At 62.5% G+C, this 23511-nt stretch carries 27 protein-coding genes and 1 riboswitch; of the genes, 21 read left to right on the top strand and 6 right to left on the bottom strand.

Features of this window, described 5'->3' with window-relative positions; translation table 11 throughout:
• Nucleotides 1-127: 127 nt before the first annotated feature.
• Nucleotides 128-799: a lytic transglycosylase domain-containing protein gene (locus tag ACW5W4_RS16500; RefSeq protein WP_456690110.1), complete on the bottom strand. Its 672-nt coding sequence runs from the start codon at nucleotides 797-799 to the stop codon at nucleotides 128-130.
• 283 nt (nucleotides 800-1082) lie between these two features.
• On the opposite strand from ACW5W4_RS16500, the gene ACW5W4_RS16495 reads away from it, so the two are divergent.
• Nucleotides 1083-1532, top strand: coding sequence for a GNAT family N-acetyltransferase (locus ACW5W4_RS16495; protein ID WP_456690108.1), 450 nt, complete (start codon nucleotides 1083-1085; stop codon nucleotides 1530-1532).
• Here ACW5W4_RS16495 and ACW5W4_RS16490 read toward each other — a convergent pair.
• The gene (locus ACW5W4_RS16490) at nucleotides 1527-2069 is read right to left on the bottom strand and encodes a DUF1439 domain-containing protein (protein ID WP_408792425.1); all 543 of its coding nucleotides are present in this window, start codon (nucleotides 2067-2069) and stop codon (nucleotides 1527-1529) included. The genes ACW5W4_RS16495 and ACW5W4_RS16490 overlap by 6 nt on opposite strands.
• Before the next feature lie 96 nt (nucleotides 2070-2165).
• Here ACW5W4_RS16490 and cls point away from each other — a divergent pair, with 96 nt between their 5' ends.
• Nucleotides 2166-3647 carry a cardiolipin synthase gene (cls, locus tag ACW5W4_RS16485; protein WP_427260750.1) on the top strand — a complete coding sequence of 494 codons (1482 nt, stop codon included), beginning with the start codon at nucleotides 2166-2168 and terminating at the stop codon, nucleotides 3645-3647.
• Nucleotides 3648-3722: 75 nt separating this feature from the next.
• Complete coding sequence (locus ACW5W4_RS16480) at nucleotides 3723-4991, top strand: DUF945 family protein (protein ID WP_456690107.1); 1269 nt, start codon at nucleotides 3723-3725, stop codon at nucleotides 4989-4991.
• Nucleotides 4992-5112: 121 nt separating this feature from the next.
• On the opposite strand, the gene purU is transcribed toward ACW5W4_RS16480, so the two are convergent.
• A complete protein-coding gene (gene purU, locus ACW5W4_RS16475; RefSeq protein WP_408792421.1) occupies nucleotides 5113-5949 on the bottom strand; it encodes a formyltetrahydrofolate deformylase in 837 nt (278 codons plus the stop codon).
• Nucleotides 5950-6132: 183 nt separating this feature from the next.
• A riboswitch (FMN riboswitch) is annotated at nucleotides 6133-6280 on the top strand.
• Nucleotides 6281-6382: 102 nt separating this feature from the next.
• Here purU and ribB point away from each other — a divergent pair.
• Nucleotides 6383-7036 (top strand): 3,4-dihydroxy-2-butanone-4-phosphate synthase, encoded by a 654-nt coding sequence (ribB, locus tag ACW5W4_RS16470; protein WP_456690106.1) that lies wholly within the window; start codon nucleotides 6383-6385, stop codon nucleotides 7034-7036.
• Nucleotides 7037-7259: 223 nt separating this feature from the next.
• Nucleotides 7260-7502, top strand: coding sequence for an Lpp/OprI family alanine-zipper lipoprotein (locus tag ACW5W4_RS16465; protein WP_041993569.1), 243 nt, complete (start codon nucleotides 7260-7262; stop codon nucleotides 7500-7502).
• 181 nt (nucleotides 7503-7683) lie between these two features.
• On the opposite strand, the gene ACW5W4_RS16460 is transcribed toward ACW5W4_RS16465, so the two are convergent.
• Both ACW5W4_RS16460 and ACW5W4_RS16455 read right to left on the bottom strand, forming a co-directional pair.
• The gene (locus tag ACW5W4_RS16460) at nucleotides 7684-8532 is read right to left on the bottom strand and encodes a tetratricopeptide repeat protein (RefSeq protein WP_456690105.1); all 849 of its coding nucleotides are present in this window, start codon (nucleotides 8530-8532) and stop codon (nucleotides 7684-7686) included.
• Nucleotides 8533-8547: 15 nt separating this feature from the next.
• A complete protein-coding gene (locus ACW5W4_RS16455; RefSeq protein WP_456690104.1) occupies nucleotides 8548-9240 on the bottom strand; it encodes a 4'-phosphopantetheinyl transferase family protein in 693 nt (230 codons plus the stop codon).
• 298 nt (nucleotides 9241-9538) lie between these two features.
• Here ACW5W4_RS16455 and ACW5W4_RS16450 point away from each other — a divergent pair, with 298 nt between their 5' ends.
• The 16 genes from ACW5W4_RS16450 (at nucleotide 9539) to ACW5W4_RS16375 (ending at nucleotide 22983) form a co-directional block, all read left to right on the top strand.
• Nucleotides 9539-10027 (top strand): C40 family peptidase, encoded by a 489-nt coding sequence (locus ACW5W4_RS16450; RefSeq protein WP_408792870.1) that lies wholly within the window; start codon nucleotides 9539-9541, stop codon nucleotides 10025-10027.
• A gap of 158 nt (nucleotides 10028-10185) precedes the next feature.
• Nucleotides 10186-11121, top strand: coding sequence for a 23S rRNA (adenine(1618)-N(6))-methyltransferase RlmF (rlmF, locus tag ACW5W4_RS16445; RefSeq protein ID WP_456690103.1), 936 nt, complete (start codon nucleotides 10186-10188; stop codon nucleotides 11119-11121).
• 494 nt (nucleotides 11122-11615) lie between these two features.
• Nucleotides 11616-12338 (top strand): MaoC family dehydratase, encoded by a 723-nt coding sequence (locus tag ACW5W4_RS16440; protein WP_456690102.1) that lies wholly within the window; start codon nucleotides 11616-11618, stop codon nucleotides 12336-12338.
• Nucleotides 12339-12493: 155 nt separating this feature from the next.
• Nucleotides 12494-12910, top strand: coding sequence for a VOC family protein (locus ACW5W4_RS16435; protein ID WP_427260757.1), 417 nt, complete (start codon nucleotides 12494-12496; stop codon nucleotides 12908-12910).
• A gap of 95 nt (nucleotides 12911-13005) precedes the next feature.
• Nucleotides 13006-13695 (top strand): phosphate regulon transcriptional regulator PhoB, encoded by a 690-nt coding sequence (phoB, locus tag ACW5W4_RS16430; protein ID WP_041993586.1) that lies wholly within the window; start codon nucleotides 13006-13008, stop codon nucleotides 13693-13695.
• A gap of 124 nt (nucleotides 13696-13819) precedes the next feature.
• Nucleotides 13820-15130, top strand: coding sequence for a phosphate regulon sensor histidine kinase PhoR (phoR, locus tag ACW5W4_RS16425; protein ID WP_408792412.1), 1311 nt, complete (start codon nucleotides 13820-13822; stop codon nucleotides 15128-15130).
• Nucleotides 15131-15314: 184 nt separating this feature from the next.
• The gene (locus ACW5W4_RS16420; protein ID WP_456690101.1) at nucleotides 15315-16289 is read left to right on the top strand and encodes a PstS family phosphate ABC transporter substrate-binding protein; all 975 of its coding nucleotides are present in this window, start codon (nucleotides 15315-15317) and stop codon (nucleotides 16287-16289) included.
• 145 nt (nucleotides 16290-16434) lie between these two features.
• Nucleotides 16435-17241 (top strand): M48 family metallopeptidase, encoded by an 807-nt coding sequence (locus ACW5W4_RS16415; protein WP_408792410.1) that lies wholly within the window; start codon nucleotides 16435-16437, stop codon nucleotides 17239-17241.
• A 41-nt stretch (nucleotides 17242-17282) separates the two neighbouring features.
• Nucleotides 17283-17741, top strand: a complete 459-nt coding sequence (locus ACW5W4_RS16410) for a GNAT family N-acetyltransferase (protein ID WP_456690109.1) — start codon at nucleotides 17283-17285, stop codon at nucleotides 17739-17741.
• Between the two features lie 106 nt (nucleotides 17742-17847).
• Nucleotides 17848-18750 carry an ROK family protein gene (locus ACW5W4_RS16405; RefSeq protein ID WP_408792409.1) on the top strand — a complete coding sequence of 301 codons (903 nt, stop codon included), beginning with the start codon at nucleotides 17848-17850 and terminating at the stop codon, nucleotides 18748-18750.
• Between the two features lie 43 nt (nucleotides 18751-18793).
• Nucleotides 18794-19519: a copper homeostasis protein CutC gene (locus ACW5W4_RS16400; protein ID WP_427260760.1), complete on the top strand. Its 726-nt coding sequence runs from the start codon at nucleotides 18794-18796 to the stop codon at nucleotides 19517-19519.
• Nucleotides 19520-19526: 7 nt separating this feature from the next.
• Entirely contained in the window at nucleotides 19527-19652 is a 126-nt protein-coding gene (locus tag ACW5W4_RS16395; RefSeq protein ID WP_456690100.1) for a copper homeostasis protein CutC, read from the top strand.
• Between the two features lie 377 nt (nucleotides 19653-20029).
• Entirely contained in the window at nucleotides 20030-20641 is a 612-nt protein-coding gene (locus tag ACW5W4_RS16390; protein WP_041993599.1) for an FKBP-type peptidyl-prolyl cis-trans isomerase, read from the top strand.
• Nucleotides 20642-20757: 116 nt separating this feature from the next.
• Nucleotides 20758-21639, top strand: coding sequence for an ABC transporter ATP-binding protein (locus tag ACW5W4_RS16385; RefSeq protein ID WP_456690099.1), 882 nt, complete (start codon nucleotides 20758-20760; stop codon nucleotides 21637-21639).
• Nucleotides 21640-21667: 28 nt separating this feature from the next.
• Nucleotides 21668-22681: an ABC transporter permease gene (locus ACW5W4_RS16380; RefSeq protein ID WP_427260762.1), complete on the top strand. Its 1014-nt coding sequence runs from the start codon at nucleotides 21668-21670 to the stop codon at nucleotides 22679-22681.
• The gene (locus tag ACW5W4_RS16375) at nucleotides 22666-22983 is read left to right on the top strand and encodes a DUF2845 domain-containing protein (protein ID WP_408792402.1); all 318 of its coding nucleotides are present in this window, start codon (nucleotides 22666-22668) and stop codon (nucleotides 22981-22983) included. Before ACW5W4_RS16380 ends, ACW5W4_RS16375 begins: the two co-directional genes overlap by 16 nt.
• 55 nt (nucleotides 22984-23038) lie before the next feature.
• On the opposite strand, the gene ACW5W4_RS16370 is transcribed toward ACW5W4_RS16375, so the two are convergent.
• Nucleotides 23039-23254 (bottom strand): DUF1107 family protein, encoded by a 216-nt coding sequence (locus tag ACW5W4_RS16370; RefSeq protein ID WP_111873885.1) that lies wholly within the window; start codon nucleotides 23252-23254, stop codon nucleotides 23039-23041.
• Nucleotides 23255-23511 lie beyond the last annotated feature (257 nt).

Raw genomic sequence — 23511 nt, 5'->3', positions numbered from 1 at the left:
TACCCCCGCTGCGTGAAGCCAAGGCCACAGAAGTACAGTGTGAAAAAAGCCAATAAAAACAATGCCAGTCAGCCTTAACTGACTGGCATTACGCCATCCGGCGTGTTTTTTTCGTTTTGATGGGGGATCAGAGCCCCTTGGCCTTCATCACGCTGAGGTAGCGTTGATGCAGCCGCTGCACCCGATCCACATAGGCCCGGGTCTCGGCATAGGGCGGAATGCCGCCATATTTCTGCACGGCGCCGGCGCCGGCATTGTAGGCGGCGCTGGCCAGGGCCACGTCTCCCTTGTATTGCTTGAGCAGACCGGCGAGGTATTTGACCCCGCCGAAGATGTTCTGCTCCGCCAGCAGCGGGTTGCCCACCCCCAGCTCGCGGGCGGTGGCTGGCATCAGCTGGGTGAGGCCCATGGCCCCCTTGCGAGAGACGGCGACGGGGTTGAAGGCCGACTCGGCGTGGATCAGGGCACGGATCAGGGCGGGCTCCACCTCGTAGGCGTGCGCCGCGGCCTGTATGGTGCTGGCATAGTCATGGAGGAAGAGGCCGGTGGTGTTCCAGTCGACCCTGGATTTGGGGTTGCAGGCGAAGCAGTCGTTGAACTGCATCACCTCGTAGTGCCCCTCTTCTGGCTTGATGTCCGAGTAGCGCGTCACCCCGTTGCGCTGTTGCGACTTGTAGACCTGAAACGGCTTGGCGGGGGCGGGATCCCGGGGCTGCGCCCCGATCATCACCACCTCGGCAGGGGGAGGGGACTGGGCCCAGACAGGCAGGCCGATGACGAGTATGAGGGTGAGCGACATCCTTGTGTTCACGGGTCTCTCCTTGCATCCATGCCCGTTGAGTAAAGCAGCCCGGCCCGGGAAGAACAAGGGGCTCGCCGCGGCGCGGGTCGTCGTCGGCAGCGCCATGGATGCCAGCCGCGCGCGGGGGGATCCGCGCTTATTCACAAACCACGCAGTGCCGGCTGTTTTGTCGCTCAGCCCCGTGTTATCTTCTCCCGCTGGCTGGTCTGATCAGACCAGCCTGGGATCGCCGACAGCGGCAGAGCGGGCAGGGGAGTGCGGTGTGATGGATGGCCGAGCCATGGAGCTCACGTTCGAAGAGTATTGTGATGCGGATCTTTCCCTGATCAGGGACTACTACGAAACCACATTTTCCTACTATGTACCCGATCTGAGCGAGCGGGTCTTCGTGGTGCGCGACGCGCACTGGCTGGTGGGGGCCGTGCGGCTGCGGGAAGAGGAAGAGTATTACCACCTGTGTGGGTTTCGTCTGCTACCCCATTACCAGTCTTTGGGGCTGGGCTCGCGCCTGCTCGCGCTGGCGTGCCGCGATCTCGTCAGCAAACCCATCGTCTGCCAGGCCTTGCCGTTCGAGCAGCCCTTCTACCACAAGGTGGGTTTCGTCGACCTGGCACTGGAGGAGCTCAAGGGGCCCCTCCATGCCCATTTCATCAAGCAGCATCGGCAGGGATATCAGATAGAGCTGCTGATCCGCCATCCCGAAACCGAAGCGTGCGCCCTGCCCTCATGATCCCTTGGTCAGCAGGTGTATGGTGCCCGGGGTCAGCTCCAGACCGATGAGGTTCTCCTTGAGCCAGGCCTGGCGGGGATCCTTGTCGTCCAGACGATAGACGGGCTGGGTCTCCAGCCGCTTCTCCATGCTCTTGAGCAGCATGTTGAGCATGAAGCCGAACTTCTGCTCCGCCGCCAAGGGTTCCAGCTTGTATTCGATCAGTTTCATGTTGTCCAGAAACAGGGCGCCCTGGGCCTTGTCATACCTTGGCCTGGCCTCATAGGTCATGGTGAGGTGGGCGTCATACTGGGTGTTGTCCGGCAGGCTGACGTTGAGCTTGCCCTTGCCAAAGACCCGGGCCGTGTCCGGGCTCTGGCGCCCTATCTGGACGTCGCTCTGCTCGAGCTGGACGTGGGCCTTGATGATGCCGGGCAGCTCCAGCTGCTTGTCCACCTGGACCTGGGATTGCAGGTACTGGTTGATCTGCTGTTCATTGATGTCATATGAGCCTTGCCCTAACATGGCCAGGCTGAGCAGCATAGTGTGCAGGATCATGCTTGTGTCCTGATTGAATGGAATTGGCCCGACAGCATATCATCCCAGCTCGGCGGGATCTCCTGGCCGCCCCACCCCATGTCCAAAGGAGCTTCCGTGTTCAACACCCTGGAATATGACCTTCATCTGCTGTTCTCCCGCTTCTTGGGTCTGTTGCTGCTGCTGTTTCACACCGTCATCGTTGCCGGCGTCTCCCTGCGGGTGGTGATGAAGCGGCGCCCCATCGGCGTCTCCCTCGCCTGGCTCGCGCTCATCTATGCCATCCCGTTTGCCGGGGTGGGATTCTACGTGCTGTTTGGCGAGGTGCGTCTGGGCAAGCGCCGCGCCGAGCGGGCCCAGGCCATGTATCGTCCTTATGCCAAGTGGATCCGCCAGCTGGCCCGGCTCTTTCCCGAACACGCCTGCGAGGTAGGCGAGAAGGCGCAGCCGCTGCACGATCTGATCCAGGGGCGGCTCGCCATGCCCATGCTCTCGGGCAACCGCATGACCTTGCTGAGTCAGCCCGAATCCATCCTGCGGGAGATAGCCCAGGACATCCGCCATTCCACCCAATCCTGCTACCTGGAGTTCTACATCTGGCACCCGGGGGGCTGGGCGGACGAGGTGTGCGAGGCCCTGTGCGAGGTGGCGCAGCGCGGCGTGGATTGTCGCCTGTTGCTCGATTCGGTGGGCTGCAAGGGCTTCTTTCGCTCCGCCTGGCCCAAGGCGCTGCGCAAGGCCGGGGTCAAGCTGGTGGAGGTGCTGCCGGTCGGCGCCTGGCGCATCCCCTTCCAGCGTCAGGATCTGCGCATGCACCGCAAGCTGGTGGTGATAGACGATAGGGTGGGCTACACCGGCTCCATGAACATGGTGGATCCCCGCTTCTTCAAGCAGAACGCCGGGGTCGGCCAGTGGGTCGACATCATGATCCGGGTGCAGGGGCCCATAGTGCCGCTGATGTGGTCCATCTTCGTGTGGGACTGGGAGATGGAGACCGGCGAGCGCCTGCTCGACAGCCTGCAGCACGAGCCCGAGTCCTGGCCCCAGAACAATTATCGTGCCCAGTTGATCCCATCCGGCCCCTTCGTCGGCGGCGACTGCATCCAGCAGAGCCTGCTGCTCGCCATCTATCAGGCCCGCCACCACCTGGTGCTGACCACCCCCTACTTCGTGCCCGATGATCCCCTGGCGGCGGCCCTCTCCTCGGCGGCGGCGCGAGGGGTGCAGGTGCAGCTGATCCTGCCGGCCCGCAATGACTCCCTGATGGCGAATCATGCCTGCAACGCCTTCATGGAGGAGCTGCTGGAGGCCGGGGTGGAGGTATATCGCTACGATGCCGGCCTGCTGCATACCAAGAGCGTGCTGGTGGACGACGACTTTGCCCTGGTGGGCACGGTCAACCTGGACAGGCGCAGCCTCTGGCTCAACTTCGAGGTGACCCTGCTGGTGGACAATCCCGAGTTCGTCGGCGAGCTGAGCAAGCTGGTGGAAGGCTATATGAGCGAGGCGACCCCCATGGCCCTCGCCCAGTGGCGCGCCCGCCCCTGGTACAAACGGGTCATGGAGAACATCTTTTACCTGTTCAGCCCGCTATTGTGAGGATGCGTCGGTCTTGCTGGCGCGAGGTTAGCCCCGTAAAGTGCCTGACAAGACGTGATGAAAACGGACAATGGGATGAAAAAGTGGGTATGGGGCGTCGCCGGTGCGGCGCTGGTAGGGGTAGGGTTGGGGGCTTGCTGGGTGACCGGCAAGGAGTTCGATCGCCAGCTGGCCGAGCAGACCGTCACCCTGCGCGAGCAGAGCGGGATCGCGTTGCAGTGGCAAGCCGGGCGCAGCAACCTGTGGCGACGCGATGGGGAGCTGCAGCTGGTGATAGGCCCGGCGGCCCTGGCCCGGCTCGATGACGAGCTGAGCCAGGCCGAGCCCATCGTGCTGGCGTTCAAGGTGAAGGGCTTGATATTGCCCCTCTATGTCAGAAACGAGATCCTGCTCGATACCGAACAGGGCTCGCTGGCCCCCCTGCTGGCGGCCCAGGGGCTCAAGGAGTGGCGCCTGACCCTGACCAGTCTCACCAACCTCTGGACCCGGGATAATCAGAGCAAGCTGGACATAGGGGCCTTTAGTCTCAAGCACGAGCAGGGCCAGATGACATTCCAGCCGTTGCAGGCCGATTACAGCGGCGATCTCGCGGGCAATGGCTACATGGCCCTCGACTGGGCCGGCATGACGCTGCATGAAAACCAGAGCCAGGCGGATATGGTGTTGAGCCAGCTGAGGGGCAGCGCCGAGCTGAGGGAGGTCAACGGCAACTGGCTTTCGCCCCAGAGCGAGATGGCGCTGGAGGCCTTCTCCCTGACCCAGCCCCAGGAGGGGGTCAACTTCTCCCTGCAACGCCTGACCAGCCAGAGCCAGTTGGAAGGGGAGGCGGCTGAAACCCTGTCGAACCATTATCAGATCCGGCTGGCGGCCATGGACATGGCCAATGACAGCGACAGGCTCGCCCTGACCGATGCCCGCCTCGACCTCGAGGTGAGGGGGCTGGATCTGGCGGGCTATCAGGTGTTGCAGGAGCTGAGTGCCCAGAGCAGTCTGGATCAGCAGGCTCTGACGGGGGCGCTGGATCAGGTGCTGGGCCGCGGTCTGACCCTGACCCTGACCGAATTGAGCTCAAGGCTCAATGGCGAGCCCGCCTCCCTGTCGGGAGAGCTAACCCTGGCGCCGACCGATCTGGCCACCCTGGCGGGGGAGCAGGAGGGCATGAAGGCGCTCTCGGGTCTGCTTCACCTCAGCCTGAGCGAGGGGATGGGGGAGGCGGTACCCCAGCTGGCCCCCATGCTGCAGCAGCTCCAGCAGCTGGGCTACCTCAAGGCGCAGCAGAGCGATCTCAAGGCCGAGCTCAAGCTGCAGCAAGGCAGGCTCACGGTCAACGAGCTGCCGCTCTGAGGGCGCGCCGATAAGGGGACATAGATCCCATGCCGGCAACCCCCGATAGCCCATCCGGATGATGATGCTCAACAAAAAAAAGGCCCGTATGGGCCTTTTTTCATGATCGCTTGCTGCTGACTTACTTGAACACCACCGTCTTGTTGCCGTAGACGAAGACCCGCTCGCTCAGGACCAGCGCCAGGGCGCGGCTCAGCACGGATTTCTCCACATCGCGGCCCGCCTTGGCCATGTCGTCGGCGCTGAAGGTGTGACCGACGTGGATCACGTCCTGCTCGACGATGGGGCCCTCGTCCAGATCGTCGGTGACGAAGTGGGCGGTGGCGCCGATGAGCTTGACGCCGCGATCGAACGCCTGGCGATAGGGGCGCGCCCCGATGAAGGCGGGCAGGAAGGAGTGGTGGATGTTGAGGATCTTGCGCGGATAGGCCTCGACGAAGCTCGGGGTCAGCACCCGCATGTATTTCGCCAGGATCACATAGTCGGGCTGGTAGCCATCTATGATGGCCCGTACCTGCTCCTCGTGCTCGGTGCGGCTCAGGTTGTCATGGCTGACGGTGTGGAACGGAATGTCGAACTTGCCCGTCAGCTCCGCCAGGGTGTCGTAGTTGCCTATCACCGCCACTATGTCCATGTCCAGAGCGCCGGCGTAGTTCTTCATCAGGATGTCGCCGAGGCAGTGGGTCTCCTTGGTCACCAGGATGACGATCCGCTTCTTGCCGGCCTTGACCAGGCGACGCTGGGCACCGGCGGGCAGGGCATCGTCGAGGTCCGCCAGCAGGGTCTCGTCATTGAAACGCCCCTCCAGCTCGGTGCGCATGAAGAAGCGGCCGTTCTCGTGATCCACGAACTCGTCGTTCTTGATGATGTTGAGCTGGTGCTTGTAGCAGATGTTGGTGATCTTGGCGATGAGGCCCTTGGCATCGGGGCAATCCGTCAGCAGTATTTTCTTTTCCATGTCTGTCATCGTTTCCGTTGTGTGATGGCCGCCGGGGCGGGCTGATGCCCACTGGCCGCGCTTTTTTAAGGCACTATGCCATAAACGAAAAGCCAAAGGACAGCCCGGCGGCGAAATCTCCATGACCCCGTTTTTTGCCATATCGGGCTGGCATCCGAGGCACAATGCCTTTAGTCTGTCCGGGCTTATTCTCAGGGCGGGGCGAAATTCCCCACCGGCGGTATCCCGATCCGATTCGGGGAGCCCGCGAGCGCCCGGCCACAGGCCGGGGTCAGCAGATCCGGTGAGATGCCGGAGCCGACGGTCACAGTCCGGATGAAAGAGGATAAGACAGACTGTTCCACGCGTGGCCCTTTCGGGTGGCCGCCGCATGCCTCTCTCTGTCTGCTCCATGCCCTGATTCTGGTACTTGTGAAGTCAACGGAGTCTTACCATGAATCAGTCTTTACTCAGTGAATTTGGTCATCCCATCGCGCGAGTCGAAGCGGCCCTGGCTGCCCTGCGCGCCGGTCGAGGCGTACTGGTCGCCGACGATGAAGATCGCGAGAATGAAGGAGATCTCATCTTCGCCGCTCAGTCCATGACCCAGGAACAGATGGCCATGATGATCCGCGAGTGTTCCGGCATCGTCTGCCTCTGCCTGCCGGAGGCGCGGGTACGCCAGCTCGAACTGCCCATGATGGTCGAGGCCAATTCCAGCCAATATCAGACCGCCTTCACCGTCACCATAGAGGCCGCCCAAGGGGTGACGACCGGGGTCTCCGCCGCGGATCGCATCACCACCATCCGCGCCGCCATCGCCGATGACGCCAAGCCGTCCGACCTCAACCGCCCTGGCCATGTGTTTCCGCTGCGGGCTCGCAACGGGGGCGTCATGACCCGCCGTGGTCATACCGAGGCGACCGTGGATCTGATGCAGCTGGCGGGCCTCAACCCCTTCGGCGTCCTGTGCGAATTGACCAAGGAAGATGGCTCCATGGCTCGTCTGCCGGATCTGGTGGCCTTTGGCCGTCAGCATGGGTTGCCCGTGCTGACCATCGAAGACCTGGTGCAGTATCGTCAGATGTTGACTGAGCGTTCGGCTTAAGTTCCATACGAAATTGTAATAAGGGCTTTTTTTGGTTACGCTTTGTGCGAACTCCATCACTGGGGCCCCGTTTTGACTGAAATTTGCTCAAGTCGTGCAGATGGAAAAAAAAATGAGGGTTTTAATGCATTTATCTGTGATGGGGCCTATCCAAAGTCATATTTATTTGTGCCATAATCACGCCGCTTGCTAAACGTCTGGCGAGTTCAAGGGAGCTTTAAAAATGAAAAAAATGTTGTTGGTAGGTGTTGTTGGTCTGTCTGCCCTGCTGGGCGGTTGTGCAAACACCAGCGAACTGGAAACTTCCGTACAGAATCTGTCTAACAAAGTTGACCAACTGGCTCAAGATGTTAGCGCTGTTCGTGCTGATCAATCCAAAATGGCCGCTGATGTTGCTCAAGCCAACCAAGAAGCCATGCGCGCTAACCAGCGTCTGGACAACATGGCTACTTCCTACAAGAAGTAATTCATGCGAAAAAATGGCGCAGTCACTGCGCCATTTTTTTATGCCTAAAATTTGCCTCTCCCCCCTGCTTTGCACTCCCTCTGCCCATCCTCTTGCGGGCACCAAGCTTTCGACAACAAGAGCCATGTCCTTCACCTAGGGTGCCTGACATAGCCCGGTTGCACTTCATGTTGGTCGGCTATCAGTAGAGCAGGCTGTATAGTTTTCTTCTGAATCCCGATGCGGCCGGATGGGCCCCCATGGTGGCCAGTATGTCGAGGTAGGTCTTCTTGGCTTCCCCGAAGGCGAGATCACGCTGCAATATGGTCAGCAGCAGGGTCAATGCCTCTTCCTGACGTCCAGCTTGGTTATAGAGCACCGCCAGCTCCTGGGCGAGGGCAAAATCGGTCGGCGTCTGCTGATAACGTTCTTCCAGGGCTCTCAGCTCCGGGCTCTCCGCCGCTTGCTGCGCGAGGGCCAGCCGGGCATTGAGGGTCTGGTAGTGCTCATCCTGGGCGGCCATGGGGATCTGGGCTATCCGCTGCGCCGCCTCGTCGAGGCGATTGAGTTCGAGGGCGGCCTGGATCAGCCAGAGGTGGATATCGTGGCGATCCGCGGCGAGCTGATGGGCCTTGACGAGCTGATCGTAGGCCTCCTCGACTCGCCCTTCGGCCAGATCCTGCTGCGCCTGCTTGAGCAGCAGCTCCTCTTCCTTGGGGGAGAAGGCGGCAAAGTAGCCGCGCAGGGTCGCCTCATCCTGGGGGCCCTCCAGGAAGGCCTGCTCATCCGGGCGCCCTTGATGGAACAGCACCAGAGCAGGCAGGGCACGCAGACCGAGCTGTCCGGCCAGCGGCTGCAGCTGGGGGTCGTTCATGTCCACCTTGGCCAGGGTCACCTGGGGATTGTTCTCGCCCACCAGCTGTTCGATGAGCGGCGTCATGCCCTGACACTCCGGCATCTGGGGAGCATGGAAGTAGATGACGACCGGTTTGTGCATGGACGCATCGAGCAGTTCATGCTGGAAATTCTGGGGATGGATGTCAACGATCATGAGGCTGGCTCTTTGCTAAGGGTTTTCATCAAGATGGGGTTGCAGCGCCACGATTTCAAGCTGTTCGTCGAGGCGATGCAGACGCACGTCATCCTGGCTGCCGGCGAGGCTGAGCCAGCCCCCCTGCCAGGGCCAGTCCTGCACCCGATAGTCGATCCCGTCGAGCCGATTGATCAGGCGCCACCCTTGCTGCGGCAGGAACTCCACCTTCTCCAGTCCGGCGGCGATGCCGCCACCATGAGCCTTGAGCACCGCCTCCTTGCGTGACCAGAAGCGATAGAAGCCGCTGGCCTGCTGCGCCTTGGGCAGTGCGGCCAGGTATTGATATTCGGCGGGGGCGAAGAAGCGCTGGGCGAGGGGGAGCGGGGAGCGTGCCCGGCGGCCGAGCTCGAGGTCGACGCCCATGGGGCCCTGCTCGCCGATGGCGATGGCCAGCCAGTCGCCGCTGTGACTCAGGTTGAAGTGGCAGCGCGGTGCCCCCTGGCTGGCGAGCATGGGCTTGCCGTGGGGGCCACTGCAAAACTGCAGTTTTTGCGGATCCTGACCCAGACGCTGGGCCAACAGCCGGTTAAGCACCACCCGGCTTATCAGAAATTCCCGGCGTCGACGGGGCTGCACCACGCCCTGCCACTGCAGGTGCTGAGTCGGATTGAGTTCGGACTCCAGTGCCTGCACCAGAGCAGGGGCCAGGGTGGCACTATTTAACAAAAACAGATCCGTTATCGTCATCATTATTCACTTAAGAAAGTCGATAAAACAGGGATAAATATCACTCAACAAGAGAGGTGGTGCGGCATGCTGGCATGGCATCTTGTCTGGTTGTCGTCACATCAATGCTGAAAAATAACGCATTTTATTGCAAGAATGTGAGCTTGATAGGGATTTTCACTTGCCTCGATAGAATACTTGGATATAGTCGAGAACTGTTGCATTTCATCAATAGCCTGCCAAAGGCTGTATTTTAACAAGTTTTAACATTTGCGGGGATAAAGGATTGCGTTACCTGATGCTGCTGCTGGTCTCGCTCGGCATGGTGGGTTGTGCCTCGGCACCTCAACCGGATGTCGCAAGCAAGATCGAAGTCTCCATGGTGGAGCCCGTGGTTGAACCGGAAGTTAACCCAACACCCGATGTAAATGAAATTCTGACCGTATTCAAAGAGTGGCGTGGTACCCCTTACCGTTTCGGTGGGACCAGTGAGCGCGGCATCGATTGCTCCGCCTTCGCCCGTGAAGTGTATCGCAATGCCGTGGGGATAGAGTTGCCCCGCGATACCCGCTCCCAGGTACACGAGGGAACCCGGGTGTCCAGGCAGGAGTTGGTCGAGGGGGACCTGGTGTTCTTCAAGATCAATCGTCGACTGAACCATGTTGGCATCTATGTGGGCAACGGCGAGTTCATTCACGCCTCGACCCGGGCCGGCGTCACACGTTCCCGGCTGGACAATCAGTACTGGCGCAACAAGTTCTGGCAGGCGCGCCGCATCGAGATCTAAGAGCCAGGCTGGACAAACCGCCCGCAGTACGGACCGTTTTTCCAACCTCACTCAAACCGGGCCCTGGTGGCCCGGTTTTTCATGACCCCCGTTTAGACTTTTGCCGCTCGACTCTCTATAGTGTGGGCCCGTTTTTTGTCAGACAGATCAGGCCTCAGATGACCAAAGAGACTCCCCTCAAGACCGGTTTGCACCCCCGCAATCGCCATCAGGCCCCCTATGATCTGGCGGCGCTCAGCCAGCGAACCCCCGAGCTGGCGCCCTTCGTGTTCACCAACGCGCATGGCTCTCGCACCCTGGATTTCGCCGATCCGGCGGCGGTCAAGGCGCTCAACCAGGCATTGCTGGCGCTGCACTATGGCATCCGCCACTGGGACTTGCCCGCGGGCTATCTCTGTCCGCCCATCCCGGGCCGGGTCGACTACCTGCATCACGTGGCCGATCTTGTCAGCGAGGGGCTGGGGGCGCCGCGCACCGGCAAGGGGGTGAGGGTGCTGGATATCGGAGTGGGGGCCAACTGCATCTACCCCTTGCTCGGCAGTCGAGAATATGGCTGGCGTTTCGTCGGGGCCGACATCGATCCCGTCTCGGTCAAGGCGGCCAGCCTGCTGGCCGCCAGCAATGGTCTGGGCAAGCAGATCGAGTGTCGCCTGCAGGCCGATCCCCGCCGGGTGTTTCACGGCATCATAGGGCCCAAGGAGCGCTTTACCCTGACCCTGTGCAATCCGCCGTTTCATGCCTCCCTGGCCGAGGCCAGCGCCGGCACCCGGCGCAAGCTGCGCAATCTGGGCAAGGGAGGAGAGGAAAGGAGCGAGGCACCCGTGCTCAACTTTGGTGGCCAGAAGGCGGAGCTGTGGTGCGATGGCGGCGAGGCCGCCTTCCTCGCCTCCCTGATCCGCGAGAGCCGAGAGTTTGCCGGCCAGTGCCTCTGGTTCACTTCCCTGGTGTCGAAGAAGGAGAATCTGGCGGCGGCCAGGCAGGGACTCAAGCTGGTGGAGGCCAAACGGGTGCGGGTGATAGAGATGAACCTGGGCAACAAGCAGAGCCGGATCCTGGCCTGGAGCTTTCAGGAAGACAACCGCTGGGCCGACTGAGCCAGCTCGCCAGCGGCCCCTGCGCCCTGCGGGGGCCGGCTTCAACTCCCCGGCGTCAGTCCCCTGAGGGAGCGGCCTTGACGCCGTGCCGCGGCCTATCGCCTCCTCACCCTTTGCCCAATCTGTCGCCTGGCGGTTGTCCATGAGGGCTGGCCCCTTTAGTGCCGGCTTTGTGATGGTGGGAGTGAACCGCCATCCCATGGCCTGCTGATGGCGCCAGCGGCTCCCTTGTCTTTCATTTATCCCCAGAGGCAAGCGCTTGCCTGGCCAGGGTGGCTCGCCCCAAGCATAACCCGCTCCTTTTCCCTTCATTTATCCCCGAAGGCAAGCGTTTGCCTGCCCGTGGCGGCTCGATCCCATGAGTCCCTGTGAGTGGTCACTCTCACGCCTGGTACAGTTGTACGCTGAGATTTTTTTGCACTTGCAGTTGAAACTTTCATAAAATAGCACTGGTTAGACCTGTTCACTGGTTAATTAGAGATAGGGATCGGTTAATGAAAGTGGTCGATTTTCTGAAGCGCAAGCGTGAAATCCTGGCGCAGCACCCCTTCGAGCTCAAGGATTGGCTCTCACCGGCTATCCGCGACTATTGGCGTGAGTTTCAGCAAAAAGCACACCTTCACCCCTTGCTGGGGCGGGTGCTTGACGCCCATGGTCAACCGGTTGCCGAGGTGGCGCAGCAGGGTGAGCAGCGTCAGGCCGTGAACGGTCAGGCCATGGCCCCCCAGGCGCCGGCGATCGTCCTCGAAGGGGAGGCGGCCCTGGTGTTCGAGCGCCTGCAGGCCCAGCTCGGCGAGGAGACCCATGTCGGTGACTGGCTCCACATCAGCCAGCAGATGGTCAACCAGTTTGCCACCGTGACCGGCGATCACCAGTGGATACACACAGATCCCGAGCGCGCCGCCGCCGAGTCACCTTTCAAGAGCACCATCGCCCACGGCTTCCTGACCCTGGCGCTCCTGCCCAGGCTCACCGGCTCCGTGGATGAGGCGAACCCCGAGTTCCCCACGGCCCGCATGGTGGTCAACTTCGGCCTGGATCAGGTGCGCTTCCCCTATCCCATCAAGGTGGGCAGCCAGGTGCGCGCCCGCACCAGACTGATTGGCGTGACGCCGGTCAAGGGGGGACTGGAGCTGCTCAAGGAGATCAAGGTCGAGATCGAGGGTGTGCGTCGCCCCGGCTGTGTCATCGAGTCCGTGACCCGCCTCTACTTCTAAGGCTCCCCCGTCAGCCCGAGCACGTGTGGCGGCTGACGGTCTGCCATCGGCCCCGGGCCGAAGGGAAAAAAACAGGGCCAATCGGCCCTGTTTGCCATCTGGCAGAGGAGTGGGCACACTCTGCCCAGCTCCCATCGTCAGACAAGGTACTCCCCATGGCTTCCCACCTCGGCGCCCTCACCCTGCTGGTGGCGGATTATGATGCCGCCATCCACTTCTTTACCCAGGCCCTCGGCTTCACCCTGCTCGAAGACAGCGCCCTCGATGAACCTGGCAAACCCGGCAAGCGCTGGGTCAGGGTGGCCCCCTCTGGCCAGCCGGGTTGCGCCCTGCTGCTGGCCCGGGCCGCCAATGACGAGCAGCGCGCCCAGATCGGCAAGCAGGGAGGCGGGCGGGTGTTTCTCTTCCTCGAGACCCGGGATTTTTGGGGTGACTATGAGCGGATGTGCGCCGCCGGTGTCCATTTTTGTGAACAGCCGCGAGAAGAGGAGTACGGCACAGTGGTGGTGTTTGAGGACATCAGCGGCAACCGCTGGGATCTGCTGGCGCGCCGCGCTGACAGTCGCGATTGAAAACGTTTATTATCCTCTCTGTCATAAAGTCATAAAAATGTCATACAAACTTCTAATAATTGGCGCACCAATCTTCATGAGGAGAGAGAAGGGATATGGCAAAGCGAATACTGGTGGTCGAGGATGAGGCGCCGATCCGCGAAATGCTCTGCTTTGTGCTGGAGCAAAAAGGTTATGAAGCGATAGAGGCGGCGGACTTCGCCGACGGTCTGGCCAAGGTGTGTGAACCCTATCCCGAGCTGATCCTGCTGGACTGGATGATGCCGGGGGGCAGCGGCATCCAGTTCCTCAAGCAGCTCAAGCAAGACGAGATGACCCGCCAGATCCCCGTGGTCATGCTGACCGCCCGGGGCGAGGAAGAGGACAAGGTACGCGGCCTGGAAGCCGGCGCCGACGACTACATCACCAAACCCTTCTCCCCCAAGGAGCTCACCGCCCGTCTCCATGCCGTGATGCGCCGGGTCTCCCCCACCTCGGTGGACGAGGTGATCGAGGTGCAGGGGCTGAGGCTGGATCCCGTCTCCCACCGGGTCAGTGCCGAGGACAAGGCGCTGGACATGGGGCCGACCGAGTTCAAGCTGCTCCATTTCTTCATGACGCACCCGGAGCGGGTCTACAGCCGCGAGCAGCTGCTCAACAACGTCTGGGGCACCAACGTCTATGTGGAAGACAGGACGGTGGACGTGCATATCCGTCGACTGCGCAAGGCGGTTGAGGGGTCGGGCCACGACAGATTGATCCAGACGGTGCGCGGGGCCGGCTACCGCTTCTCCACCCGTCTCTAGGGCCCTGTGCTGCAATCTCACCCTGGCTGGCGGTGCCTGTTGCTATTGGCAGTATCCGGATGATCGGGCAATCTCATGCCTGCTGGGAGTGAGCCCTGCTCTTTGCTGTCTCTAGGAGATCTTAATGTTGCAACCTTATGCCTGGCGACGACAGTTGTGGCGGATGGCGTTTTTCTACCTGCCCTTCGCCTTGTTTGGCTGGCTGATGGAGAGCCTGACCCTCTGTCTGCTGGTGGCAACCTGTCTGCACCTTGGTTGGCACTACCGCTTCCAGAAGCGGCTCTCGGACTGGCTATGGCATGACCGCAGCCTGGTACCGCCGAGCGGCAGCGGCAGCTGGGAATACATCTTCAACGGCATCTACAAGCTGCAGCAGCGCCACCGGGCCAGGCGGCGCGAGCTGGCGGGTCTCATTCGCCGCTTCAGGGAGGGGGCCGAGGCCCTGCCCGATGCCGCCGTGGTGTTTCGCACCGACGGCAGCATCCTCTGGTGCAACCGGCTGGCGGAGCAGCTGCTCGGCTTTCGCTGGCCGGAGGATGCGGGCCAGCACATCGGCAACCTGATCCGTCAGCCCTCCTTCGTCAGCTACCTGGGCAAGGGGGACTATGATGAGCCCTTCGAGATGCACTCCCCCATCAATGAGGAGAAGTTTCTCGAATTTCGCATCATGCCCTATGCCGAGGATCAGGCCATGCTGGTGGTGCGGGACGTGACCCGGCTGCGCAGCCTGGAGAAGACCCGCAAGCACTTCGTGGCCAACGTCTCCCATGAGCTGCGCACCCCGCTCACAGTGCTCAAGGGGTACCTGGAGATGACGGAGGAGCCGCCGCCGCCCGCCATGTGGGCCAAGGCCCACAGGGTGATGATGGAGCAGACGGTGCGCATGGACAACCTGGTGAACCAGCTGCTGACCCTGTCGCGCATCGAGGCGGCGCCGGACATCGACCTGTCCCATCGGGTCGACATGCCGGCCATGCTCTCCCTGCTCGAGCAGGAGGCGCGGGCCCTGTCGGGGGAGCGAGCCCATGTCATCGAGTTTCTGGTGCAGCCGGATCTCTGGCTGCTCGGGGACGAGGATCAGCTGCGCAGCGCCGTGTCCAACCTGGTCTACAACGCCATTCATTACACGCCGCCGGGTCGCAAGATCCAGGTGGAGTGGCGCCGCCAGGGCAATCAGGCCCTGTTCGCGGTGAGCGACGAGGGGGAGGGGATCACCCCGGATCACCTGGCGCGGCTCACGGAGCGGTTCTACCGGGTCGACAAGGCGCGCTCCCGTCACACCGGCGGATCCGGGCTGGGCCTTGCCATCGTCAAGCATGCCTTGAGTCACCACGATACCCACCTCGACATCGATAGCCGGGTGGGGTTGGGAAGCCGCTTCAGCTTCCTGATCCCGGCGCGACTGGTGGTGGCCAAGTTGGCGATGGCGAAATAGAAGTCATTGAACATCAAGCGGTTGATGACAACGGGGAGGGCCACAGTGGTGACCCTCCCCGTTTTTATGCTTATCTGGCTGGCTGTCATGAAAGCGTCATGATCACGCCATAAATTTGTCACTGCCAGGTCGGATACTGGCGCCGTCTTAAAGAACGGACCTTCTGTAATTTTGGAGAGATTGGATGAAACTCAACAAATTGGCCAGTGTGATCGGTGTTACTGCGGCAGTGCTATTTTCTGCCGGCTCTATGGCTTACGGCGTCGACAAGGATCTGCCTGAATATGCGCCGATCAGCGGCATCTCGGGTAACTTGTCGTCCGTGGGTTCCGATACCCTGGCCAACATGATGACCCTGTGGGCCGAAGAATTTAAGCGCGTCTATCCGAACGTCAACGTTCAGATCCAGGCCGCAGGCTCCTCCACCGCCCCTCCCGCCCTGACCGAAGGCACTTCCCAGTTCGGCCCCATGAGCCGTGCCATGAAGTCCGGTGAAGAGGAAGCGTTCGAGAAGCGCCACGGCTACAAGCCGACTGCCATTCGCGTCGCCGTCGATGCCCTGGCCGTGTTCGTCAACAAGGACAACCCCATCAAGGGGCTGACCATGCAGCAGGTTGATGCCGTCTTCTCCAGCACCCTCAAGTGCGGCGAAGCCAAGGCAGCCAGCAAATGGTCCGACCTGGGTCTGGATGGCAGCTGGTCTGGCAAGGATCTGCAACTGTTCGGTCGCAACTCCGTCTCCGGTACCTATGGCTACTTCAAGGAGCACGCCCTGTGTGACGGCGACTTCAAGAGCGGCGTGAACGAGCAGCCGGGTTCCGCCTCCGTGGTGCAGTCCGTCTCCGCCTCCCTCAACGGGATCGGTTACTCCGGCATCGGTTATGTCACCTCAGGGGTGCGCGCCGTGCCGCTCTCCAAGGATGGCACCACCTTCGTCGAGGCAAGTGCCGACAACGCCATCACCGGCAAGTATCCGCTGTCACGCTTCCTCTACCTGTACGTGAACAAGCACCCGAACAAGCCGCTCTCCCCCATGGAGCAGGAGTTCGTCAAGCTGATCCTCTCCAAGGCCGGTCAGACCATCGTTGCCAAGGACGGTTATGTGCCGGTTCCGGCCAAGGTGGTCCAGGCTGATCTCAAGAAGCTGGGCCTGATGTAATAACGCCCCGCGGCAAGCCTTGCCAAAACGAGCCCATCCGGGCTCGTTTTTTTTATGGCCGCAAGCGGCAGGTCATGTTGACCGACTTGCACCCGGTGCGCGCTTTCCCGAGAATAAGGCATTCTCCGTCACAAGGACTCCGTCGATGACCTCACTCCTCACCCAGGCAGGCCTGCTGGCCGCCGCCGGTCTGTTGCTCGGTGCCTGCGCCCAATCCCCCACGGGCCGCAGCCAGATGCTGCTCTTCTCCCCCCAGCAGATGAACCAGCTCGGGGCGGACTCCTTCAACCAGATGAAGCAGCAGGAGAAGCTGAGCAAGGACGCCAGGCTCAATGCCTATGTCTCCTGCGTCGCCAAGGCGGTCACCGCCCAGGTGCCGAGCAGCTATGGCATCAGCGACTGGGAAGTGGTGGTGTTTGACTCCAAACAGGTCAACGCCTTCGCCCTGCCCGGCGGCAAGATAGGGGTCTACAGCGGCTTGCTCGACGTGGCCAGGAACCAGGATCAGCTGGCCACCGTCATCGGTCACGAGCTGACCCATGTGCTGGCCCAGCACTCCAACGAGCGGCTGTCGCGCAGCCAGATCACGGGACTGGGGCTGGCGGCGGCGGACATCGCCCTCGGCACCAGCGAGTATCGCGGCGCCACCATGGCGGCGCTCGGGCTCGGGGTCGAGGTGGGGATAGCCCTGCCCTATGGCCGCGAGCAGGAGAGCGAGGCGGATCGATTGGGGCTGGATCTGATGGCTCGCGCCGGTTTCAACCCGGCAGAGGCGATCCCGCTGTGGCAGAACATGGGGGCCGCCGCCGGGGGCAAGGCGCCTCCGGAGCTGCTCTCCACCCACCCGAGCAATGCGAACCGCATCGGTGAGCTGCGCGCCGAGCTGGCCACGGCGACCCCCCTCTATCAGCAGGCCCGCGCCGCCGGACTGACGCCCCAGTGCAAACGCTGACGGCGACCCTGCGCCTGGCCCGGCTGCAAGACGCCGCCGCCATGACGGTGCTGCAACGGGCCAGCTGGCTGGCGGCCTATGGCGAGGTGCTGGGCCCCGAGCTGCTGGGCGCGCTGGCACCCGGGGTCCACCTGCAGCTGTGGCGTCGGCGGCTCGCGGGGGAAGACCCCAAACCCATGCTGATCTGCATCGAGCAGAGGGTGATAGGCCTGCTCTACTGGCAGCATCAGGAAGGGGAGGCCGGGCCCGAGGCCCATATCCGCGCCCTCTACCTGCACCCGGCCCACTGGCGTCAGGGGCACGGCAAGCGCCTGTGGCAGGCGGTGGCGATGCAGATGCGGCGAGCGGGGTTCGAGCGGGTCAGCCTCTGGCTGCTGGCGGGCAATCGGGTCGGGGAGGGGTTCTACTTGAGGCGCGGCTTTCGTTTCGACGGGGAGCAACGCACCCTGACTCAGCAGGGCCAGCCCTGCCTGCAGCGGAAAATGTGCCGCACGCTGTGACGGGCCGCCAGTTTTACGGTATGGGTCACTTTATTTTTTTTGCGAATTAATACAATGACCCGCTCAGGACTAGCATCGTTTTCTCAAGCTGCAAGGGAGTGTGGGCATGTATTACGGTTTCGATATCGGCGGCACCAAGGTGGCATTCGCCATCTATGACGGCGCCTTGACCCTGTGTCACGAGGAGCGGCTGGGGACGCCGGGAGAGGATTACGCGGCGCTGCAGCGGCTGATCCTCGACAGGGTGCAGGCGGCGGACAAGCGCTATGGCGTACGTGGCATGGTCGGGATCGGCTTCCCCGGCATCCTCAATCGCAGCGACAAGAGCATAGTGGCCGCCAATCTGCCCTGCATCAATGGTCGTCATCTGGGGGCGGATCTGGGCGCCTTGCTCGATCGCGAGGTGCGGGTCGACAACGATGCCAACTGCTTCCTCTGGTCCGAGGTGCATCAAGGCGCCGCCGAGGGGGCCGAGTCGGCCCTGGCGGTCACCATCGGCACCGGGATTGGCGGCGCCGTCTACCTCAACGGACGCCTGGTGCAGGGACGCAACTGGCTGGCGGGAGAGATAGGCCACTACCCGCTGCCCGGCACCATCCTGATGAAATACCCCGACTTGCCGCGCCCGCGCTGTGGTTGTGGCCGGCTCGCCTGCTTCGAGACCTATGCCTCGGGCACAGGTCTCGAACGCCTCTATCAGCAACTGAGCGGCGAGCGTGTCTCGGGCCAGCAGATAGTGGCCCGCTTCGAGGCCAGGGAGCCGAACGCCGTCACCACCCTGGATTGCTGGCTGGAGATCATGGCGGCGGGCCTGGCCACCGCCCTCTCCGTGCTGGATCCCGAGGTGGTGGTGCTCGGTGGCGGCCTGTGCGGTCTGCCCGCACTCTACGAACAATTGCCGCTGCGCCTGCCGGGGCATCTGTTGCCCGGTGTCGCCCTGCCCGAGATCCGCCAGGCCCGGTTTGGCGGCGCGGGCGGGGTGCGCGGCGCGGCCCTGCTTCATCTGTGAGACTCGACCACGGGTCTCACCTCACCCATCACGAGGAGATATCATGACCCGTCTCGAAGTCTGCATCGACAACCTGGAATCCCTGTTCATCGCCCAGGATGCCGGGGCCGATCGTATCGAGCTCTGCTCCGCCCTCGCCCTCGGCGGGCTCACCCCCTCCTATGGCCTGATGCAGCAGGCGGCGCGCCATGGCCGTGTTCCCATCTATGCCATGATCCGTCCCCGGGCCGGGGATTTCTGTTTTGGCGAGCTCGAGTTCGAGCTGATGCTGCAAGACATCGCCGCCGCTCGCGCCGCCGGCCTGCAGGGGGTGGTGGTCGGCCTGCTCGACCCGCAAGGGCGGGTGCCCGGAGACAGGCTGAGGCAGCTGGTGGCGGCGGCCGGTCCCCTGGGGGTCACTTTTCACCGCGCCATCGATCTGTGCAGCGACTGGCGGGCGGATCTGGAGGTGATAGTGGGGGCGGGGTGCGAACGCATCCTGAGCTCCGGTCATGCCCCGACCGCCCTGGCGGGGCTGGAGACGCTGCAGGCCATGGCCCAGGCCCTGGCGGGGCGGGCCAGCCTGATGCCGGGGGCCGGGGTCAATGCCGACAACGTGCGCACCATACTGGAGTTCACCGGGGTGAACGAGGTTCACATGTCCGGCATGGGCTGGCGTGGCGGCATGGTACCCCATGGTGTCAACATGGGGACCTCGGACGATGGCCGGGTCAATATCACCGACGGTGCCAAGGTGGCGGCGGTGCGGGCCCTGCTGGATCGGGACTGAGAAAGGGTTGGCGTGGCGGCATGGTGCCGATCTTCGCCATGGCGTCAACATGGGGACCTCGGACGATGGCCGGGTCAATATCACCGACGGCGCCAAGGTGGCGGCGGTGCGGGCCCTGCTGGATCGGGACTGAGAAAGGGCTGGCGTGGCGGCATGGTGCCGATCTTCCCCATGGTGTCAACATGGGTACCTCGGACGATGGCCGGGTCAATATCACCGACGGTGCCAAGGTGGCGGCGGTGCGGGCCCTGCTGGATCGGGACTGAGAGAGGACTGGCGTGGCGGCATGGTGCCGATCTTCGCCATGGTGTCAACATGGGGACCTCGGACGACGGCCGGGTCAATATCACCGACGGCGCCAAGGTGGCGGCGGTGTGGGCCCTGCTGGATCGGGACTGAGAGAGGGCTGGCTGGGTCCGAGGCAGGGCGGGCGCCCTGACGGCAGCACCCGGGTAAAAACTCTGTTATCATTCCCGCTCTTTTGACACATGGACCCGGAGCAGAATCTCAATGTCCCAATACGACTCTATCGAACAGAAGGCCAGCTATGGCATCGGCCGCAACATGGGTGATCAACTGGCACAGCAAGCCTTCGCCGGTCTGGATATCCCCGCCTTGCAACAGGGTCTGGCAGATGCCCTGAACGGTCTGGAGTTCGCGGTCAGCCGCGACGATATCAATGACGCCTTCCAGGTGATCACCAGCCGCATGCAGGCCGAGCAGGAAGTGGCTGCCAAGGCCGCCGCCGCCGAAGGCGAAGCCTTCCTGGCCGATAACGCCAAGCGCGACGGCGTGCAGGTGACCGATTCCGGCCTGCAGTATGAAGTCATGGTTAAAGGCGATGGCGCCGTACCGGTTGCCGGCCAGTCCGTGCGCGTGCACTACCACGGTACCTTCACCGACGGTGGCGTATTCGACAGCTCGGTCGCCCGTGGCGAGCCGGCTGAGTTCCCGGTCACCGGCGTCATCGCCGGTTGGGTCGAAGCGCTGCAACTGATGCCGGTTGGCTCCAAGTGGAAGCTGTTCATCCCGCAGGATCTGGCCTACGGTGCCCGTGGTGCCGGCTCCATCCCGCCGTACTCTGCCCTGGTATTCGAAGTGGAGCTGCTGGACATCCTGTGATCCAGTCTGCTTGCTGCAAACGGCGACCCTGGGGTCGCCGTTTGTTTTTGGCCCGCGGCAAAGATGGGACGGATCTCCGCTTTTCGTTATAGTCGAACGAGCCAGGGGAGGAAGCCATGCCAGCCATCATAGAGGTCGTCGATCTCGTCAAGCATTTCGCCGGGGTCAAGGCGGTGGATGGGCTCAATTTTGCCATAGCGGCGGGCAGCTGTTTCGGCCTGCTTGGCCCCAACGGGGCCGGCAAGACCACCACCATAGAGCTGCTGGAGGGGATCCTCACCCCGGACAGCGGCCGCATCCTGTTCCACGGGGCGCCGCCCGGTGCCGATTATCGTGGCCGCATCGGCATCCAGTTCCAGCACACGGCGCTGCAGGATTTCCTGACCGTGCGCGACACCCTGCGCCTCTTCTCCCGCCTCTATCCCCGGCCCTTGCCCCTCGAGCTGCTGATCCACCTCTGCGCCCTCGAGGATTTCGTCGATCGGGACAGTCGTCGCCTCTCCGGCGGCCAGCGTCAACGGCTGCTGCTGGCCCTGGCCCTGCTGGGGGATCCCGAGCTGCTGTTTCTCGACGAGCCCACCACTGGGCTGGATCCCCAGGCCAGGCACCATTTCTGGGACAGGGTCAAGGCCATCAAGGCCCAGGGCAAGACCATAGTGCTGACCACCCATTACATGGACGAGGCGCAGCAGTTGTGCGATCGCATCGCCATCGTCGACCATGGCCATCTGCTCAGCCTGGATACCCCCCAGGCCCTGTTGGACCAGCATTTCGAGGGGGTGCTGGTGCGCCTGTCCGATCACCCCGCCTTGGCCAGTCTGGGGCTGCCTTGCACCCGGCAAGGGGGACAGGTGGAGCTGGTCTGCCCCGACGTGGCGAGCCTGATGCCGCGCCTGCTGGCGTTGCAGGTGCCCCTGACCGGCATGCAGATCCGCTCCCCCAACCTGGAGGATCTCTTCCTCAAGTTGACCGGCCACAGCCTGAGGAGCGGTGCATGAACCAGGGCCTGACACAGAGGAGTTCGAGATGAGCGACAGCCTGAGGCGCATCGGCGCGCTTTTCCATGCCCGCAATCTGGAGTTTGTGCGCGACCGGGCCGCCCTGGCCTGGAATCTGCTGGTGCCCCTGCTGCTGGTGCTGGGGTTCTCCCTGATCTTCTCGGGCAATCAGCGTCCCCTGTTGCAGCTCGGGGTAGTGGGGCCCCTGCCTCCCGCCTATCAGGCCCTGGAGGCCATTCCCCAGCTCAGGCTGGTGGAGTACGAGAGCCTGGCCCCGGCCCAGCGCAAGGTGCGCCACCATCAGCTGGATCTGCTGCTCAACCCGGCCGGGGGCAACTACTGGGTGAATCCGGACTCACCGGGGGGAGGGCTGGCCGAGTACCTGCTCAAGGGACACAGCCTGACCCCATTGGTGCGCGATACCCTGCCCGGCCAGGCCATTCGTTATGGGGATTGGCTGCTGCCCGGGGTGATCGGCATGAACCTGATGTTCTCGGGCCTGTTCGGCGTGGGCTATGTGATAGTGCGATACCGCAAGAACGGGGTGCTCAAGCGGCTGAGGGCGACCCCGCTCAGCGCCGCCGAGTTTCTCTGCGCCCAGCTGCTGTCGCGCCTTGCCATCACCCTGGTGGTGAGTCTGCTGGTGTTTCTGGTCGCCCACTGGCTGCTGGGGGCCCCTCTGCTCGGCTCTGGCTGGCTCTTGCTGCTCATCGCCCTGCTGGGTGGGGCGGCCATGGCGTCCCTGGGTCTGCTGGTGGCGGCCCGCCTTCAGAATGAAGAGCTGGCCAGCGGTTTGCTCAATCTCATCAGTCTGCCCATGATGTTCTTGTCCGGTGTCTGGTTCTCCCTGGAAGGGGCGCCCCCCTGGTTGCAAGGGGTGGCGGACCGCTTGCCGCTGAGCCAGATCATCGCCGCGGCGCGGGCCGTGATGCTGGAAGGGGCCGGCTGGCAGGAGGTGGCGAGCCCCCTGGCCCAGATCGCCCTGTTTACCCTGGTCTGCGTCACCCTGGGTGCCGCCTTGTTCAGATGGAACGCCACATGAAACGACTGATGATCTCTGCTATGTGTCTTGCCCTGACGCTCACCGCCGACGCCGCCACCCTGCGCTGCAAGGGCGATCTGCTGACCGAGGGGGACAGCACGGCCTTGCTGCTGGTGCGCTGTGGCCAGCCCATGCTCAAGGAGGAGTTGACCCGCTATGAGGAGAACGGCTTTGGCGTGCGCATGACGGTCAAGTATGCCGAACGCTGGACCTACAACTTCGGCAAGAGCCAGTTCATGCAGTTCGTCACCGTCGCGAACGGGGTGATCACCGCCATAGAAGATGGCCCGCGCGGTCAGTGACCGGCGAGCCGAAAAAAATCAGATGGAAGCAAAGGACCAATAAGACTCGCGGAAGTTATCCCAACAGCTGGCTGTCCTGACGCAGGCTGCGAACCGCCCGGTTGACCCTCATCGCCAGGCTCAAGGTCTGCCGGCAACTCAGGCTCTCCAGATTGATCTCGCCCCCGGTAAATTCAAACTGGCCCATCTCCTCGACCATGAAACTGCCGCGGTGAAAACTCTTCACGTATCGCGCTATCTGGCGGGGGGACAAACTCTTGAACACCTTCATCACGACCATACCCTCTCGTTTGGACAGGGCACACTATGGCGTCGCGCCATGACAAAAATATGAATCATATGAGTCAGTTGTAATAAAAAACCTGCCCACTTATGGGGCAGGGCGAAAATAGCGGGAAAAATATCCACACGGTTTGGCAGGGAAAGTTCGGTATGTTATTTGGTCAACATGGGTCTATTTTTTATTCATAAGGTGTATATCGAACCTGGGAGTGATGTTGTGCTGTTGCACCATTTCTGTGCCGGTTT

This window comes from Aeromonas crassostreae, assembly GCF_054052445.1.
This window is presented reverse-complemented; position numbering and strand designations above follow the sequence as displayed.

Coding starts and splice junctions, on each gene's coding strand:
- ACW5W4_RS16500 (WP_456690110.1), bottom strand. CDS start 799: ATGTCGCTCACCCTCATACTCGTCATCGGCCTGCCTGTCTGGGCCCAG.
- ACW5W4_RS16495 (WP_456690108.1), top strand. CDS start 1,083: ATGGAGCTCACGTTCGAAGAGTATTGTGATGCGGATCTTTCCCTGATC.
- ACW5W4_RS16490 (WP_408792425.1), bottom strand. CDS start 2,069: ATGATCCTGCACACTATGCTGCTCAGCCTGGCCATGTTAGGGCAAGGC.
- ACW5W4_RS16480 (WP_456690107.1), top strand. CDS start 3,723: ATGAAAAAGTGGGTATGGGGCGTCGCCGGTGCGGCGCTGGTAGGGGTA.
- purU (WP_408792421.1), bottom strand. CDS start 5,949: ATGGAAAAGAAAATACTGCTGACGGATTGCCCCGATGCCAAGGGCCTC.
- ribB (WP_456690106.1), top strand. CDS start 6,383: ATGAATCAGTCTTTACTCAGTGAATTTGGTCATCCCATCGCGCGAGTC.
- ACW5W4_RS16465 (WP_041993569.1), top strand. CDS start 7,260: ATGAAAAAAATGTTGTTGGTAGGTGTTGTTGGTCTGTCTGCCCTGCTG.
- ACW5W4_RS16460 (WP_456690105.1), bottom strand. CDS start 8,532: ATGATCGTTGACATCCATCCCCAGAATTTCCAGCATGAACTGCTCGAT.
- ACW5W4_RS16450 (WP_408792870.1), top strand. CDS start 9,539: ATGCTGCTGCTGGTCTCGCTCGGCATGGTGGGTTGTGCCTCGGCACCT.
- rlmF (WP_456690103.1), top strand. CDS start 10,186: ATGACCAAAGAGACTCCCCTCAAGACCGGTTTGCACCCCCGCAATCGC.
- ACW5W4_RS16440 (WP_456690102.1), top strand. CDS start 11,616: ATGAAAGTGGTCGATTTTCTGAAGCGCAAGCGTGAAATCCTGGCGCAG.
- ACW5W4_RS16435 (WP_427260757.1), top strand. CDS start 12,494: ATGGCTTCCCACCTCGGCGCCCTCACCCTGCTGGTGGCGGATTATGAT.
- phoB (WP_041993586.1), top strand. CDS start 13,006: ATGGCAAAGCGAATACTGGTGGTCGAGGATGAGGCGCCGATCCGCGAA.
- phoR (WP_408792412.1), top strand. CDS start 13,820: ATGTTGCAACCTTATGCCTGGCGACGACAGTTGTGGCGGATGGCGTTT.
- ACW5W4_RS16420 (WP_456690101.1), top strand. CDS start 15,315: ATGAAACTCAACAAATTGGCCAGTGTGATCGGTGTTACTGCGGCAGTG.
- ACW5W4_RS16415 (WP_408792410.1), top strand. CDS start 16,435: ATGACCTCACTCCTCACCCAGGCAGGCCTGCTGGCCGCCGCCGGTCTG.
- ACW5W4_RS16410 (WP_456690109.1), top strand. CDS start 17,283: ATGACGGTGCTGCAACGGGCCAGCTGGCTGGCGGCCTATGGCGAGGTG.
- ACW5W4_RS16405 (WP_408792409.1), top strand. CDS start 17,848: ATGTATTACGGTTTCGATATCGGCGGCACCAAGGTGGCATTCGCCATC.
- ACW5W4_RS16400 (WP_427260760.1), top strand. CDS start 18,794: ATGACCCGTCTCGAAGTCTGCATCGACAACCTGGAATCCCTGTTCATC.
- ACW5W4_RS16390 (WP_041993599.1), top strand. CDS start 20,030: ATGTCCCAATACGACTCTATCGAACAGAAGGCCAGCTATGGCATCGGC.
- ACW5W4_RS16385 (WP_456690099.1), top strand. CDS start 20,758: ATGCCAGCCATCATAGAGGTCGTCGATCTCGTCAAGCATTTCGCCGGG.
- ACW5W4_RS16380 (WP_427260762.1), top strand. CDS start 21,668: ATGAGCGACAGCCTGAGGCGCATCGGCGCGCTTTTCCATGCCCGCAAT.
- ACW5W4_RS16375 (WP_408792402.1), top strand. CDS start 22,666: ATGGAACGCCACATGAAACGACTGATGATCTCTGCTATGTGTCTTGCC.
- ACW5W4_RS16370 (WP_111873885.1), bottom strand. CDS start 23,254: ATGAAGGTGTTCAAGAGTTTGTCCCCCCGCCAGATAGCGCGATACGTG.